This window comes from Haloarcula sp. CBA1115 (assembly GCF_000827835.1).
GTDB lineage: Archaea > Halobacteriota > Halobacteria > Halobacteriales > Haloarculaceae > Haloarcula > Haloarcula hispanica.
This window is the reverse complement of record NZ_CP010532.1, coordinates 35,296-51,124: the sequence shown is the minus strand read 5'-3', so window position 1 is coordinate 51,124 and position 15,829 is coordinate 35,296. Positions and strand designations below refer to the sequence as shown.

The 15,829-nt window shown below is 53.3% G+C and carries 16 protein-coding genes and 2 pseudogenes; 12 read left to right on the top strand and 6 right to left on the bottom strand.

Annotated elements, in window-relative coordinates; genetic code table 11:
* Nucleotides 1-71 precede the first annotated feature (71 nt).
* Nucleotides 72-332: a hypothetical protein gene (locus SG26_RS19505; RefSeq protein ID WP_050038592.1), complete on the top strand. Its 261-nt coding sequence runs from the start codon at nucleotides 72-74 to the stop codon at nucleotides 330-332.
* Between the two features lie 19 nt (nucleotides 333-351).
* Here the strand turns inward: SG26_RS19505 and SG26_RS19500 are convergent, their stop codons facing one another.
* Complete coding sequence (locus SG26_RS19500; protein ID WP_050038591.1) at nucleotides 352-1,371, bottom strand: hypothetical protein; 1,020 nt, start codon at nucleotides 1,369-1,371, stop codon at nucleotides 352-354.
* 63 nt (nucleotides 1,372-1,434) lie between these two features.
* A complete protein-coding gene (locus tag SG26_RS19495; RefSeq protein ID WP_050038590.1) occupies nucleotides 1,435-2,016 on the bottom strand; it encodes a hypothetical protein in 582 nt (193 codons plus the stop codon).
* Nucleotides 2,017-2,246: 230 nt separating this feature from the next.
* Here SG26_RS19495 and SG26_RS19490 point away from each other — a divergent pair, with 230 nt between their 5' ends.
* Both SG26_RS19490 and SG26_RS19485 read left to right on the top strand, forming a co-directional pair.
* Nucleotides 2,247-2,495 (top strand): AbrB/MazE/SpoVT family DNA-binding domain-containing protein, encoded by a 249-nt coding sequence (locus tag SG26_RS19490; protein WP_004966486.1) that lies wholly within the window; start codon nucleotides 2,247-2,249, stop codon nucleotides 2,493-2,495.
* Nucleotides 2,495-2,926 carry a type II toxin-antitoxin system VapC family toxin gene (locus SG26_RS19485; RefSeq protein ID WP_050038589.1) on the top strand — a complete coding sequence of 144 codons (432 nt, stop codon included), beginning with the start codon at nucleotides 2,495-2,497 and terminating at the stop codon, nucleotides 2,924-2,926. Before SG26_RS19490 ends, SG26_RS19485 begins: the two co-directional genes overlap by 1 nt.
* A gap of 45 nt (nucleotides 2,927-2,971) precedes the next feature.
* On the opposite strand, the gene SG26_RS19480 is transcribed toward SG26_RS19485, so the two are convergent.
* The 3 genes from SG26_RS19480 to SG26_RS19470 form a co-directional block, all read right to left on the bottom strand.
* Nucleotides 2,972-3,964, bottom strand: a complete 993-nt coding sequence (locus tag SG26_RS19480; protein ID WP_050038588.1) for a hypothetical protein — start codon at nucleotides 3,962-3,964, stop codon at nucleotides 2,972-2,974.
* A gap of 154 nt (nucleotides 3,965-4,118) precedes the next feature.
* Nucleotides 4,119-4,943 carry a hypothetical protein gene (locus tag SG26_RS19475; protein WP_050038587.1) on the bottom strand — a complete coding sequence of 275 codons (825 nt, stop codon included), beginning with the start codon at nucleotides 4,941-4,943 and terminating at the stop codon, nucleotides 4,119-4,121.
* Between the two features lie 50 nt (nucleotides 4,944-4,993).
* Nucleotides 4,994-5,278: a hypothetical protein gene (locus tag SG26_RS19470; RefSeq protein WP_050007895.1), complete on the bottom strand. Its 285-nt coding sequence runs from the start codon at nucleotides 5,276-5,278 to the stop codon at nucleotides 4,994-4,996.
* A 121-nt stretch (nucleotides 5,279-5,399) separates the two neighbouring features.
* Between SG26_RS19470 and SG26_RS19465 the strand changes: the two genes are divergently transcribed.
* Nucleotides 5,400-5,726, top strand: coding sequence for a PadR family transcriptional regulator (locus SG26_RS19465; protein ID WP_079980879.1), 327 nt, complete (start codon nucleotides 5,400-5,402; stop codon nucleotides 5,724-5,726).
* A 227-nt stretch (nucleotides 5,727-5,953) separates the two neighbouring features.
* Here the strand turns inward: SG26_RS19465 and SG26_RS19460 are convergent, their stop codons facing one another.
* Nucleotides 5,954-6,202, bottom strand: coding sequence for a hypothetical protein (locus tag SG26_RS19460; protein ID WP_050007894.1), 249 nt, complete (start codon nucleotides 6,200-6,202; stop codon nucleotides 5,954-5,956).
* Nucleotides 6,203-6,452: 250 nt separating this feature from the next.
* On the opposite strand from SG26_RS19460, the gene SG26_RS22085 reads away from it, so the two are divergent.
* From SG26_RS22085 to SG26_RS19435, 8 genes and pseudogenes are all read left to right on the top strand, one after another.
* Complete coding sequence (locus SG26_RS22085; RefSeq protein WP_255355564.1) at nucleotides 6,453-6,578, top strand: hypothetical protein; 126 nt, start codon at nucleotides 6,453-6,455, stop codon at nucleotides 6,576-6,578.
* Entirely contained in the window at nucleotides 6,562-7,833 is a 1,272-nt protein-coding gene (locus tag SG26_RS19455; RefSeq protein WP_050038586.1) for an RNA-guided endonuclease TnpB family protein, read from the top strand. Before SG26_RS22085 ends, SG26_RS19455 begins: the two co-directional genes overlap by 17 nt.
* A gap of 191 nt (nucleotides 7,834-8,024) precedes the next feature.
* Complete coding sequence (locus tag SG26_RS19450) at nucleotides 8,025-8,963, top strand: ParA family protein (protein ID WP_079980878.1); 939 nt, start codon at nucleotides 8,025-8,027, stop codon at nucleotides 8,961-8,963.
* A complete protein-coding gene (locus SG26_RS19445; protein ID WP_050007892.1) occupies nucleotides 8,956-9,357 on the top strand; it encodes a hypothetical protein in 402 nt (133 codons plus the stop codon). Before SG26_RS19450 ends, SG26_RS19445 begins: the two co-directional genes overlap by 8 nt.
* A 178-nt stretch (nucleotides 9,358-9,535) precedes the next feature.
* Nucleotides 9,536-9,898, top strand: a pseudogene (locus SG26_RS22080) (transposase); the annotation flags it as partial.
* A 1,704-nt stretch (nucleotides 9,899-11,602) separates the two neighbouring features.
* A complete protein-coding gene (locus SG26_RS21315; protein WP_151104309.1) occupies nucleotides 11,603-12,826 on the top strand; it encodes a hypothetical protein in 1,224 nt (407 codons plus the stop codon).
* Between the two features lie 251 nt (nucleotides 12,827-13,077).
* Nucleotides 13,078-13,249 (top strand): annotated as a pseudogene (locus SG26_RS22075) (transposase); the annotation flags it as partial.
* Nucleotides 13,250-13,548: 299 nt separating this feature from the next.
* Nucleotides 13,549-15,525, top strand: coding sequence for a hypothetical protein (locus SG26_RS19435; protein ID WP_050038584.1), 1,977 nt, complete (start codon nucleotides 13,549-13,551; stop codon nucleotides 15,523-15,525).
* Nucleotides 15,526-15,829: the final 304 nt, after the last annotated feature.

The window sequence follows — 15,829 nt, the reverse complement described above, 5'->3', positions numbered from 1 at the left end:
CCGAGGGAGACACAAAATGGCTCGGATACCAGCCAGAGTGCTGATGCTTTTCGCCGAGAGAAGAAGAACTGATGCCCGAATTGCGGGTCCGGAAACCCGATGGCTGGACGACCGTCTCGTTTCCCGACGAAGTTGCGACGATTTCGGTTGTCGGTGGGAAGGTCGACGGCCAGCTGTGCCTGACCCTCACCGCCGAACGGGAGGACGGTCCCCGTCTCGTCGAAACCGGCATTCTCGACGTCGACGAAAGTGATGAGCACTTGCTGGAGAATACAGTGCCCCGGACCGAGGACGGGACGAGTGTCGTTTTGGATCGGCTACTACCGGATTGACTGCAATTTCAACTGAGGACTACCGTTCCCACGGGAAGAAGCCATTCCGCTCGCGATAGGCACTGATCTGGTCCTGAAACGCTTGTTCCTGGAAGTCTGGCTCGTCGCCGTGGATATCCTCCGGTGAGACGCCGTCGGGAAGATGCTCATAGCCCGTGACGTCCGCCGTGTCATCTTCCTGCTCAGGTTCGTGTCGGTGCTGCCCACACTCTCTGCAGGTCCAGATCATGCGGTCAAGATGTGGGTGACACTCGAAGCCATCGAGCCCGTGAGATTCGTGTCCCGTCACGGCGCCACACTGCCGACAGTGGAACCCGATTCCAATTATCTCCGGTTCGGCTCTTGCCTGATGGCGCTTCACAACGCCGGGAACAAGCCAGTACGTGCCGTCGTCCTCCCGGAACTCAGTCAGAATCTGCTGGAACTCCGAGCGGTCGGTGACTGGCGACCCGTCCTCGAGATAGATCCGTGGCTGGACGTCGTCCCCATCCCCGTCCCAGTTGGTCTGTTCGTCGGCTGTCTCCAAGAGCGCCTGTCCGGGTTCCTCGTGGATTGTGGTTTCGGTCGGCAGGTCGGGCCAGCCTTGCGTGAGAGTGGCGGCTGGCTCCGTCCCAAATGCTGCTCGGCACTTCACCGTCCCGTGAGAGACATCCTCGCCGCTCGCGATGCTATCAGACACGGAGAAGGCCGCAGCGCCGAGGGCTCGTGCATGGAAGTCAGTGTTCGCTTCGACGAGCGCCAGAACAACCCGCCCGAACGTCCACTCCCCAAGTGGACTACTACCTTGATCGTTGGAAGGAATCTCTGAGATGCCGGTTTGAGCGCAGAACGGACACTGGTGTTCATCCTGTGGGATATCCTGCCCACAGGTCGTACAGGTACGAGCATCATCCTCTGTACGGTCGGGATAGCCGGTGGAGTCGAGGACTCGTTCCCGTCCGTTCCCCCTCGTTTCAGGATCGGAACTCGCTGCGCCGAGGATATCAGCGGGATCGTACTCAGGATTTCGATCAGTCACACGCTTGGTTGCGTTCGTCATCGTATTTAAACTCCAGCCCCGAGGGAAGCACAAACCGACAGAGACCAAGACAGGACGAGTTGGCTACTCGTCGCCCGTGCTGTCTGTCACTTCTGCGATGAACGTGTCCGTGGCCCTGTCCAGATCATACTGGTTGATGAGTTCGAGGGCAGCCAGCGCTGCGCCTGTGTCTACGAGGTCTGCGGCGAGCAACCGTTTGAGACGAAGGGTGCCTTTGTGGGCACGGTCGGAATCTGAACCGCGCATCTGGGTAAATTCCATCAAGAGTCGTCGCCAAGCAGTCGCCGAGCCGGTCACCGTGAGATTCCAGTCCGGGGCTTCATATCTAGAGGACGACTGCCGGCGGTAGTGGCCTTCAAGTCTGTCGAGCAAGTCGTCGATGATCGTGCCCTTCTCAACGGTCCGTCCGTGTATGGCGTAGTCTGGGTCGACGAGATTGCGCCACTCGTCGGAGGAGTCGATATCGTACTCGACAGCTAGCTCAACCTCGACTGTTTCGAGACAATCGGCCTTCCCGGGTTCATTCACGCGCCGAAGTCGATCTGCGGTCCCCTCGGCGTGGACTGTAAGGTCTGGGAACTGCGCTTCGCTGGATGCTGATTGCTGTTCTCCGGTCTGATCGCTGTTGGTGGTCTTCGATGCCATGGGTACTGTCGGGACGCTCTCACTGGACCGCCCCGCATCCGACTGGGGGTGCAAAAAATTGCTATCGGCTTACGAGATCAATCGCTGAATATAGTTTCTTCACCTATTCAAGTGAGTGAAACAGCTGTAGCGTGTACCTCCGCACATGGTGGTATCACGTCTCTGAGAGACCTCACCCCACGGCAAATTTAGAGGCAAATTATTTTAGCGACTACCCCGAACCTGTACATATGTCCCACGAAGTCGAAGACGAAACGACAGTGAACGAGAGCTATTCTGTGACGGTCCCAGCAGCGGTACGGAGAGAGGCTGGTGTTGAAGCTGGTGACAAAATCCGCTGGCATGTCGACGATGACGGGAAGCTTTCAATCAAACTCGTCAAGCAACACTATGGAGCGTTCTCACAACTAGAGCCAGTCGACGTAGGCGAACCAACTGATGCCGCTGACGACCACGATCTCATTGCTGGAGACTACTGATGGCCGCGGTTGTTGTCGACGCAAACGTCCTCATCGCTACTCGTCTCTCTCGCGATCAGAATCACGAACGTGGCAAAGCAATTACACAGGCGGTAGACCAAGGAGTCCTCCCGACAGCGTACATCCTGAGTGACGTGCTCGAAGAGGTCATCAATTATCTTCAGGCAAGGGCTGGGCACAATGTTGCGACTGAAACGCTTGATGCTATCATCGAGAGCAGCGGGTTCTCACTCAGACAGAGTTCAAAATCTGATTTCGACACTGGCCGGTCGCTGTTCCGACGCTACGAGTCCCTTTCACTGACTGATGCCATTATTGTCGCAACGATGCAACGAGAAGAGATCGAATATCTCTACAGCTTTGACGACGGATTTGACGGTGTTTCCTCACTCACTCGCCTCACGACACCTGATAACCCGTTTGAGCAGTAGCACCTCTGTCCCGACTACAGGAAAGCTCAGTATACCAATGAGCGCTTATTCGGTCGCTGAAGACGTGTGATAGGACGCCCCGGAGTCAAACGAGGTCAACTCCTCGATGCGGTCTTCGAGTTCCGCAATCTCGTCTTGGAGTTGCTGAACTTCGTCATCGTCAGCATCGCTGGCGACAAGGCGATCTTTCAGCCCCTGAAGCCGGGTCTCTTTGGTCTCCTCGTCAACATCGGCTTTGCGGACGTACTCGGTACTCTCGATATCGTACAGATCTGTCTCAGACAGTTCAGTAACCTCCAGAGCATCGTCTACCTTGTCTCGATCAACACTCGTCACGCGCTCACGGTCAATCCCGGCAGCCTCCAGTGCGTTCAGCACAGTCTCCTCATCTTTGAGCGAGCGTTGGCGGCGTGCGGTCCGCTGGACGGAGCCAAACTGCCCGCTGACTGGCTGATCGTGATGGAGCCGACTCAGGATGACGTCAGCGACCGCTTTCCGAAGGTCGTTGGCACTCCGCTGGACATCCGACAGCATCGTGTACAGGTCCACCAGTGTATCCGTCTCGATATCGCCAAACGTGTCGACGTCGTGGCGCTCAAGCGCATCAGTCAATAGAAGTGCGTCGCTGTACACCTGCAGATCCGGTTCAGTGCGCTCGGTTTCTTTATCCTCATCGCCGGTCGTAGCGATCTGTGTCGTGGTTTCGAGGTCGCTCTGTCGGATGATGCCGGCATCTTCATCAATCTCTATTCGTGGATGGAGCGACCAGACCGTAGCGAAGGGTTCGGCGTCGGGTGGCAATCGGTCAAGAGCGAACTCCTGATTTGGTTCGTCATGCACTCGCCGAAACAGCGTTTCGAACTGTTCGCGCTGGAGTGGTCGTGTCTCATCCTTTTCCACGTAGTCGACGATGATTCGGTGTTCCTGTGTCTCACTGATCCGGAATGGCGTATGTGAGAGTGGCGTCACCAGCACTACATCAGGTGGGAGTTCATCAGCCTCCTCCAACAGCGTGTGCCAGTTGACACTGAACGACATATTCGATCCAGTACTGCCACCATCAAATGACTACTGCTCACGCGTGCAGACACACCACCATTTCCGGTGAAAAACCACCAGACAGCAGTAGTGTTTACACTCGAAACACGGTGTGGTGAACCTGGGATGTGACCATGCTCAGCGCAGGAATGGCCTACACTTCGAGTGGCTCCATCGGCTCGACCTCGAATGTCAGCAGATGCGACCGAAGTTGGGCGTAGGCCCCGTCGCCGTCAGTGGTGACGCAGTACCGGTTCAGCCGGGCCTCACGAGGATTGCCGTCGTTCTCTTGCCACTCTTCCAGCGTAAACTCAAGCGCCTCCAACTCGCTGTCAGCGTCTTCAAAGACGGCCGCGACCGATGGCGTCCCGTGGTTGTCAGCGACGTATGCGACCTTGACAGCGTCGTGGTTGGCGTCAAGTCTCGTCCACCCATCGAGCGCTTCCGGCGGGTCCTCAGCAAACTGCTCGATCTCACGCTGCGTTAGTTCGGCCTCTACTGCATCCCGCCACGCCTGCTTGATATCCTCGGCTTGGGACCGCTCAATTTCCTGAAGAACATCGGCGTCGATACAGTCCGCAGCCCAGGCAAGCACTGTCTTGGCTTTCTTGTGCTTCTCCTTGGGTTCGCCGTTTAGCTGCCCGAAATTCATCTCCTGAGGAGACATCAAGAGAACATGAGTGCGCCAGTAGCCGGGGTCAGCGTCGCACTCTTCACCGGCATCGGGAGCCCACGACTCCATCGAGGTCCGGACTTCCTCGTTATGGCCGAAGCCAGTTCGGACGCCGCCGGCGCGCAGGATTCGTTCCGCGAGGTCGATAGTTCGCTCACGCTCATTAGCAGGCGCTTCGTCTGGACGGTCAACGTCGGCGTAGAATGGCAAGCCGACGTTGTCGATGATCGTCTGTTCGTAGTTTGGACTGAGTGGCGGTTCCTCGACGAAGATCGGATCGAACGGTGGTTCGGCTGTAGGCAACATACTGGAAAGCCTCCAGCCAGTGAGGCAGCACAAAATCGCTCTGAGGCGGGTCAGGTCGAGAGGTACTGGTCGGCAGTGTCACCGTGGTTCGCTTCTAGAGCGTCCCAGTCAGCCATCGAATCGTACTCTGGGCGGATCTCACTGTCCAAGAGCATGTCGTCGGCGAAGGCTTGGACTTGTTCGTCGACGGGTGCGGCCTGCAGGTCACGCTCCTGGACGATGAACTGGATGCCGCAAAACGTGCGCCCGTCTGCTGCAAGCTGCCAGAGCATGAGCTTTCGATTCTGATGGGTTGCGAGTTCGGTCAGCAATGCGTCGTCTGTTGGATTGGACATCGTTTGGAGCCTCCACGCAAGAGGGGTTGATAAAATGAACATTGTGGATAAGATGAAGTAGCAGTACAGTGTTTGAAAAGGGGATTAAGTGGAATTACGCTAAGTGCGAACGGATAAGATTATGACTCTCGCAGGTGGCATTTGGTTTGACAGGATGTACGATGTGAATAGCTTCAAGCGCGATATGATGGTCGTTATCGCAGGTATGGACAGTCCGATGGGGACAGAATTGACCGCAGAACTGCAGGAGTACTACTCTGAGGAAATCACAGTAGGACGTGTCTATCCACAGCTGGATGATCTAGTCGAAAAGGGACTTATCAAAAAGAAGGCTAAGAACGGACGAGAGAACGAATATCAGTTGACGAGGCGTGGTGTGCGAGATCTTCAAGCCCATCGGGAATGGGAGGACGAGTACTTGGCTCCGATTGATGAGCTATCCGCATAGAAGGTGTGAGTGGTAGCTGCGACTTCTATAGAGGTTTTTCATCGCCCTAAACGGCAGTTTAATACTAATCTTAAATTAGACCTATTCTGAATCTATCTCAAACTTTCGTCGGGCCTTGTCAGCGACCTCGGGATGCCGATTCGCCAACCGCTCTAGCTGGTCACGGAACTCGTTGCCCAGATCGACGTCAACGCCATCGCTCGCACGAAGCTCATCGTAGAAGTGCTTCATTTCGGGACCGATAGCGAAGCCAATCGTCTGGTCACTGCTCCGACGGTGAACGTCTCACCGAACTCGCAGTTGGTATCACCCGGTGTCGGCGTTGGTTCCAGCATCGGTTCCAGGGTTGCCCGGCACGGGCGTCGCAGTGGCTGTGGCTCGGTGTCCGCCGTGTCAGCTGCGGCCGCCGCTGTGGACGCATCCATCGCTGGTGCTTCAGCTCCGCCGCTGTCGCCGCCTGCCCGGTGACGACCCATTCCCAGTGAAACCAGGAACTGACGGATATCGAATCTGAACTTCGCTCTATCTTGATTCAGCGAGAGAATCCCGCCCTTCCCGCGAAGGACGAGTGTTCCGACGCTCTGTCGGAACCGAGGACTAAGCAGGGCGGGAGTGAATCGCGTAAGCCTCTTGCCACAATCTCCGTGACTGTTGCCTGGCTGAATACCCAACGTAAGTATTTAGTGGGGTAGAAACGTACAAATTCTTGTGCGAACGGAGATAGATATGGAGCGCGGTGGCGACTTACACGAGCGGGTCAAAGAGTACGCTCGTGAGAATGGTATCCGCCATCCGCGTGCCTACCGCGAGCTAATCGAACAAGGGTTAGAGACGGATGAAAACGGCGACTAAGACGCTCGAAGCGACTCTTGCCCCGCCGACAGCACACAAGGAGCGGAAACTGTGTGACCTGCTCGACACCTACCGTGAGGGGCTACACGAGGGGTTCGACGCCGGGTGCGACACGATGAACGCAACCAGCGACGTGGTGACGCCCTACGACCTGCCGTATCAGGCGAAAGCGGCACTGTGCAACTACGTCCCACAACTTCACGACACCTACGACGCACAGGAGTTAGACGATGACCACCCGGTTCGGCTCACCAACCAAGCCGCCGAGTTTGACCACTCTCCGGCGCGAGACTATGAGTTCACATGGTGGGCACCGCAACCCGGTCGCGGAACGAATTTCTGGATACCGCTTCGTATCAACCCCGAACAAGAGGGGCTTTGGCACGACCTCGTAGACGGGGACGCATCCGCAGGGCAACTCCGCCTGCAACAGAATCGCACATCGTGGACGCTACACGTCACTGTCGAATTTCCGGTTGAAGAACCCGAGTACGCGACAGACGGCGACGACGTGACGCACATCGGTCTGGATATTGGTGAAACCGCCCTGATAACGGGCTGTGCCCTCAAGGACGGTTCACCAACTGGCCCGTTCGTGTGTGACGGGAGCCGTGCGAAGCATCTTCGCAAGGAGATGCACACGACTCTGAAACGACTCCAAGAGCGTGACGCCGCCGAGTGGCGGATAGACGAGCGATTCGACCACTACCAGAACGCGCTCACTGATATTGTCGAGAAGGCGTCTCGGCGGGCTGTTGAGTATGCCCGCCGGTTCGAGAAGCCGGTACTCGTGATGGAGAATCTGACGTACATCCGCGAAGAATTGGACTACGGTTCGTACATGAACCGGCGACTCCATGCGTGGGCGTTTGCTCGGTTACAGAACCGTGTCGAGGACAAGGCACGAGAGGCTGGTATCCCAGTCGAGTACGTCCGACCGGAGTACACCAGCCAGACGTGCCACGCTTGCGGTCACATCGGAAACAGAGCCGCACAAGCCACGTTCCGGTGTACCAACGACGGGTGCCACATCACGAAGTTTCAGGGCGATATAAACGGCGCAATCAACGTTGCACACCGGGCTGACCCGTGGGGAGAGAGCGTGCCGCTGAAACCGGCAGGCAATGACTCGCCTCGGGATGGGAGTGTCTGTGACAGCACCGCGACCCACCGAGAGACGAGCGAGAAACACTCGCAAATGACTCTCTCGGCGTTCCACGGGTCGGTACCCTCTACCAGCAACAGCGAAACTTAGCTGGTATTCCCCATGCGTGGGAAGCCGCGCCGTTCACGGCGCGGAGGATGTCACGTTGGCGCTCGTCTCCTGAGCCACGTTCACTGACTCTACACTAACTATTTCAGAATAGAATACTATTTCAGAATAGAAAATCATTCGCACTATTCACCACAGATTTAAGTTGAGAGGAGGTGATACTGCTGAATAGCATGGATGGCTCAAATAGTAAGAATAGCATAGATAGAACGAATAGTCCGAATAGCCCATATAATTCGATACAGACCGACGGGAACTCTCGGGCTGTATCGGTGTGTATGCTGAAGGGGGGTGTCGGCAAATCGACGATTGCTGTCAACCTCGCCCGGCAGCTGGCCGCACAGGAGCACGATGTGCTCCTCATCGATCTTGATCCGAACGGCCACGCGTCCGTTGGTTTAGGCTTTGACGACCAGTATCACAACACCGAAGAAACTATCGGCGACGTCTTCTTCGACGATGCTGATCCGACCTCTGTCGTCTACGATACTGGCTACGAGTTCGACATTCTCCCGTCCAGCGAGGACTTAGAACAGGTCGAACGGGAGATCGTCGTCGGCGACGTGTTCCAACCCTCTGCACTGCTCAAGCGAGAAGTTGTCGACCCACTCCTCGGAGACACATACGATTACATCGTCACGGATTCGCCGGCGTACCGGTCCCGACTCACGGATAACGCACTCGTCGCGACGACGAATCTAGTGCTTCCGCTTGCCCCCGGAAACGAGGCGATGGCCGGCCTAGAGCGGACCATCGAACGACAGATTTCACCGCTTCGGCAGCATATGGACGTCGACGTCCTGGCGCTGGTTCCGAATATGTTGAGCGGCCGTATTGACCAGCAGACGCAGGATCGACAGTTGCTCGAACGGCTCAACTCGCATGATAATCTCCAAGATCGCATCCCGAACTTCGCGCGGATTACGGACTGGGAGGCCGTTGACGCCGGTGACCTCAAACCTTCACCGGGTATCCGGGACCGTACGAGCATCACGAAGGCCTACGGTGAGCGCAAACCGCTGCTGGACTTCGACCCTGACTGTGACCAGTTGAAGTGTTTCGACGAGCTGGCACACATCGTTGAGGCAGGAGAGGTGGTCCGTCATGTCTGAGGACGACCCGTTCGCCGACCTCGGGGAGACGCTCGAGGATGAACCGGATGACGAAACACAAGAGACGGATGAGGCGTCCGATTCGGAGACAACCGCGGAGGCCCCTGTACAAGAATCGGTCAAGCCCCGTGACCCGATGACCGATACTGCGTTCAGCTACGAGGCTGCCAAACAGCGCCCCTTCTATGCTCGTGAGACTACGATTGAGGACTTCGATTCCTGGCTGAAGTACGAATTAGAGCGGGAGCTCAACCAACAGGGCTACCAGAACATCGTCGTTCGCGAGATGACTGATGCACTTCTGCGAACCGTCGTGGAGGAAGATATCGTAGAAGAGGTGGCCGAACGGTTCGAACAAGCCCGCGAGTCTGCTCTTTCAGAACCGGACGAATAGCACACTATTTTAAAATAGAATACTATTCTACAATATCTCAACAGCAGTCTCAGAAAAGCCGGATCTCACCGTTGGACGGCAGGCTCAGTTGTGGCCTCCGCTGATAAAAATTGAGACCGACCTTCTCAATGCATGTGGAATTTTGACATAGTTCCTGAATAGTATGAAGGCGTAGTCTGGGATAGAACGATGGCACGAGACGACGCTGATCTACCGACGGAAGGAAGACTCTGAGCATGACGACCACCGCCAGTATTCAGTGTTCATGTCCAATCGCGGTAGTGGCTTCCTCACTGAGTATGGGTATCGGTGGGAGATCGAGAGCGGCTACAGATCGATTAAACGGTTCATGGCCGCGATGACATCGAAAGGCTTCGGACTCCGATTCTTTTATTTCGCGTTTGCGTGCCTGTTGTACTCGATTTGGCGTGCGGTGGATCTGCTCGTACAAGTCGAATTGACTGGTGAGTACGAACACTCGCCGATGGTGACGGCAGATGACACACTAACGTTGTTGAAGAAGGAGACTGGAATCGGGTAGGGATAACTCGATTTGTGGTCGCGCAGCGTCTGAGTGACTACGCTCTTGAGAATCTTCGAAATTCGGCGATATAGTCATTAGTTCAACATAAAATGGTGGTGAGAGCCAACTTGGAGTGGCTTCCGCTTGACGATTCGTCCAAATACACGCATTACAGCCACTCTAAACCCGCTGTAGTCTCATCTTTCCATACACGTTTCGGTGATATCGAAGTGCTACAAACGAACATCGATTTGCATCGATCAGGATTTGAGAGATGAGAGAGTACGCTCTATGCGTCGCATTCTAACTAATCCGAGGCGAGATCAGCCCCCGACATTAGCTAAAGACTTCTCGGACTTCTAAATACGGAAGTGTGGATTTTGGCCCCCGCGCTGGCCTATAAAACAACTATTTCAGACATGGACCAAGCTAATTAATGTCTAAAATATCGATATCGACACTCAAAGTGATTACTATCGTTATAGTAGTTGGTTGAATTGGAGATAACGGGATCTCGTACTCTAGTGGAGTTTCCAGATGACACACTCAGAATGTCACTTTCAGACTTGTTACCAATCCACCCAAAATAATATTTGTACACTTGTTATCTAATGCTGGCATTTCTTTGCCCTACTTTCTAAAGCTCAGTTCACATAACAGATAGGTAGGGGTTGGCAAGAGCGAGTTTCGTGGCACTGACTGGTAGCTCTATTTCCTCTCACGAATTCTCCGCATCCATACGAATTTACTGGCGGTCTGTAGCAAACTCACCCGTTTCACTTGACTCATTAGCAACAAAACTACGGCGATAAGGATTAGAGCCTTGATTGTGTAATCGTTTCTCGTCCTGACTTAGTTTAAGACTGACCCTAAGTTTCGTACTTTGGGGGATTCAACTCTCAGCGCACCCAATATCACGTAGTTCTCTCGGGCGCGCTTTATTTATCTTTGTCAAAGTTCGGTAGGTGCAGATGACGCTCTTCGGTCTCCTCATTACAGATTCTGACTAAGCGGAAGGGGGAGAGTCTTGTAGGTGCGGTCACGGTACTGACCGCAGTTCCACCTCTTGATTTTAACCACTAAAGGGTAAATTTTCCGTTACGCGGGAATTCGTCAATGTATAAAAAACGCACCTCGCTCGCTTATCCTTGCCCTATTTGTACCACTGAGTAGCACCCAATTTTGTAAATAGTAATATGTCAGCCCATATTTTCAGCAATTCACCCGGCTATACTCAATCACAACAGTGTGTTCACGGAGGTCCGGAAGACCAATAAAAAAAGTGATCTGGATAATCCGAGGAAACCGCTGTTGGCACCCATCAGCTTGGGATAACTTCATGACATGCTCTACGCTATAGGTTATTCAGCACGATTCCTATCCAATCACTTTCTACAACTATACGTGACTAATTCTCTCTAGTATCTACCAGGAATAGTATCTAGAAGCTTGGATTCTATTCAACCCCATCCCAGAGATATTGAAGCATGACACCTACAGTCGACACAAATAAACCGAGAATTCCAATAAACATTCCTGGTTCAATGAATTGGGAGAGATCCGATTCGAGTAACAGAATCCCAAAGGCAATCAATGCAATTCCGTAGACTGTAATTGTTTTCATGTCTACACATATCAACTCTTGCTATTTATGTTCTCCGGATTAATAATTATCTCACGTCATGTCACACTATTAAGTTTAAAATATTGGATATCACAGTGATGAGTGTGGTGCAAAAAAGAACCTCCCGAAGAACCGCTCTGAAGCTTATAGGATCTGCTACTGCGCTATCATTATGTGGTGGCGTAAGTGCAAATAGTGACCCTCCAGCCACAGTTATCGAGTACAAAAAAGGAGACAGCAATAATCCAATTAAAAATGAAGATATTCGAGAAATGCGTCAAACTGCTGTAGAGAAATCCGAGGTTGCCTCATCGAAAGAAAAGAAGGAACAAAACGATAATAACGAAAAGGAGAAAGTTAGCACTCAAGTAGACAGGATTGATGATATGAAAATGCTTGGAAATATCAAGACATATTCTTCCCAAGCAATTACTGGATATGCTATTGCTATAAAAAATAGAACGCCAGTTGAAAAGATCGTTTCCGAACCTGAAAACGTAAGTAAGTCAGTTACGCTACAATCCGAGTCAGACAGTTTGCCCAAACCATCGCACAAGTCTATTGATAAATTTATAAAGAAGCATTCAAACGAGGGTGACGTGAAGATACAGCAACAAGGGGCAAGTGAAACTGAGCCTAGGGGGAAAACTACTAAAATTGGGACAATAAACCATGAAATATTCTGCTATGATTTCGATGTTAACCCAACCGAAGTTGCTGGAAGACTAAGTACGTGGGTGGAAGCATGGAAGATTGATGCTGAAGAAGACGCATACTTGGTAAGTTTACTCGGTAAACAAATTCCAGCGAGCTATGATAATTTTGATTATGGATTTGGTGACACAATTAAATTGAAAGACAAGACCTCCAACTTCAGATCTTGGCTGAAGCAGAAGTGGACCAAATCTGACCTAGGCGACCCACAAATAAAAGATAGAGAACCAAAAGGCAACGTAACAGGGTCTGTTGACACTAGTTTGAGCATCTCTGTTGGAGCTAGTGGCGGCGATCCGGGTGCTACGGCAGGGCTCAGTGTCGATATAGATACACCCTACGTGGAGCGAACAGAACAATCAACAGTCGGCCGTGATGTAAAACAAAAGTATAGATATCCACACAAGTATTTCAACAAGGACGCGACGAAGGTCCCAGTGTCATTGTATTCTCTAGGCTACGGACATCTGTCAAAAGATCCCGCTGATAGCAAAACGCTATTGAAGACAGAAATGAAAGGGGAGTGGTTAGGTCCGGGTGATTTCAATAAGACAGAAAAAAGTGAGATTGACGCCACTATCAGAAAGTTGGACCAACCGGTGCAATAGCACTCTAGCTACAGTATCCCACAGGGCCGGTGGTTGAGAAATCTGCTTGCTGCGAATTTACCACGTTTCCGCGATATGAGTGTTTACAAATGTACACTGGTAGCACTGTCTAGTTAGTGACACTGAACTGGAATTCGTTCATCGAGCGCTCAATGCCGTCGTTGGAAGTTATAGTATTGCGCAAATTCCATCAGTCACTTGATGCTGCTCCACCGACAGAAAAAGACGCTGAGCATGATGTTTTCGGGTAGTATTCGGTATTCCTAACAAACACTAGCAGCTCCTATTTTGCCGAACACGGTATCGTAGAAGATTGAGAGCGGGTACAGGTCGATAAAGCGATTCATGGCCGCGACGACGTCGAAGGATTTCGGGTTGCGGTTCTTCTGTTTCGCGTTCGCGTGCCTCCTGTACTCGATCTGGGGTAGCGCGGTGTCGAGTGGCTACACTGTTGACCATCTTCGGAATTCGGCAATATAGCTAGTAGTGCAACAAGAACGGGTGATTGAGAGTAAATCTGAACCTGTTTCCGATCACTTAATCGTCCAAATACACGCATTACAGCCTCGCTAAACCCGCTGTAGTCTCAACTTCCCACCGTGGTGTAGTCCGAAATAGCGATCCCAATGCGTGGGATTCCACGGAGAACTGAACGACCGCATTGTTGTGATCGTTAGTCTCTATGAATGGCCTGAGTGGCGTGTGGGCCATCGCGACAGTCGATGGCCCACACAGCCACGACCCGTGCAGAAGCATTCGAACCGCTTCACGAGAAATCAGACAAGCACGCCCGCCTAGTCTGGGGACTCCAGACTGAAGATGGGTCACAGAAACCGTTGTCCAAACGCGCCTTCCACCTCGCAACGCACTGGTTTGGTCACGATGAACACAATGATGTTGAGGCCTTTCTGGCCTGGTTACCGATCACGATTGGCGGCACGCCAATCGATGATCCGTACCCGCAATGGCACGCCAATACGACCGATTTCGATCTTGTCACCCGACTTCACTTGATCCGGCTCTATCATAACTGGAATCATGAAACCGCGCTCTGCCAGTACCTTGACGCCGAGCCGTCGCTACTCGACGCGCTCGGCGTCGATTCTCGCCCCGACCAGTCAACGCTGTACAACGCTTGGCACGAACGATTTACCGAGCAGTTCCGTGAGGAACTGCGAGCGACTATCAAACAGGTCGTCCGCGTTGCCAAGATCCGCCGAGTCGATGTTGCTGACCGGATGTCTACGGCTGACGAAGCCACTGAAGAAGACGAGGAACCCAGTGCCAGCTCCCAACGAAAACACGCTCGGGAGACGACCAAGCAGATCTGGCAGACAGCTAAACCACTTGTCGGGCCGGTCGTCGATTTCGACCGGCCCGACGAGACCCAGATACACGATAACGCCTTTCTGGAGTTACACACGTTCCTGGGCTGTCGAGAAGACCTCTACGCGGAGACTGGTGCTAACGACTTTGTTGAAGACTCGACCCGGGACCGCACGCCAACTGGATCGTATCACCGCAACTCTATTCGCGACCTCTCAATCCAACAGCACCGCCAAAACCACCGCGCGGCGATGACCAATGTCATCGCTCGCGCCAGACAAGCGGGACTGCTTACCGGCAAGCAGACCGTTGCAATCGACATCACCGAGGGAAAGAAATTCTGGGGAGAACGCGATACAACGGAGCTACAGACACAGATTATTGGAACAAAAGAAGACAATCGGGAGGTCGCGTACCAGTACGCGACCGTCCAACTGGTCGGTAACGACCTCCCAATCGTTCTTGATGCAGTGCCAGTCGTCAAAGGAATGGCTCGCGACGAAATCGTCGATAAGTTGCTCACGCACGCAACAGAGATGGTCACTATCGATCTTGTTCTCATGGACCGTGAGTTCCAGCACGACGCCATTAAGGAAGTTTGCGAAAAGCACGGCGTTTACTACCTGAATCCGTCGAAAATGTACCGTGAGGAAAAGCTCACAGCAAAGCAGGTAGCCCGTGAAGATACCACGATCCACATTGAATCCGTAGCGGCGGCCGGCCAGCGGCCGCCGCGAAAGCGTCTCTGGGTTCCACGAGCCAACGTGAGAAGCGATGAGATGTTACCCGACGGTGGAACAACCGAGGAAACCGAGGACGTGTCGGAAGCCGACGAACCGTCGGCTCCCGACGGAGAGACCCAGAAACAGCGGATTCGTCGTGAAATAGTGGAAGATTTTCTCAAAAGATTCGTAGACATCTCGGAAGAGGAAACCGCCGAATGGGATCTCGGCACGGAGTTCTTGGAGACAGTGGAGGAAAGTGCCTACAGGGAGTCGTATGCCGTCTCCGAGGACGGCATACGACACGTCGTTTTCGAGACGAACCATCCGGATATCGACATTTCAGACGGTAGAGCGAGCGATACAGCAGTAATTCACAAGATAGCACGCTTCACGCGACAGTACGCCAACCGGTGGGGAATCGAAAATGGCTACAAGAAGAGCAAGTCGATGATGGCAGAAACAACCAGTACAGACCACAGCTACCGATTTTTCAATTTCATCTTCGCCTGTTTGTTGTACTCGCTATGGCGGCTCATCGATGTGCTGGTGAAACGCTCGCTCGGCGACGAGCGAGCGGGGACCTGCGTACGTGCATCAACGTTCCTCACCATTGCCAAGCAGGATCTTGGCCTCGGACCACCAGAATAATCACCTGATTCCCGTGGAGTTTGCCCGGCGGGCCAGCGGCAGCGCTGGCCCGCCTGAGAGGATTTCCGGCAGTCGTCGACTCCAGTTGTCACGTCACGGCTGACAGACTCATCACGCGCCGATTTCGCGTTATCTTCGACCCACCGTAACCGCTGAAACGTCTGAAATCCCGCGCATCAGCCGGCCTATCTTGGAGTCCTCCACCGTGAAATTAGATATAGCGATATGCACTTTATCAACATCGGTATCTCAATTCTAAGCACTATAGAGGTGCTGAGACGCGAGAATTCTTGTTTTGAGATTA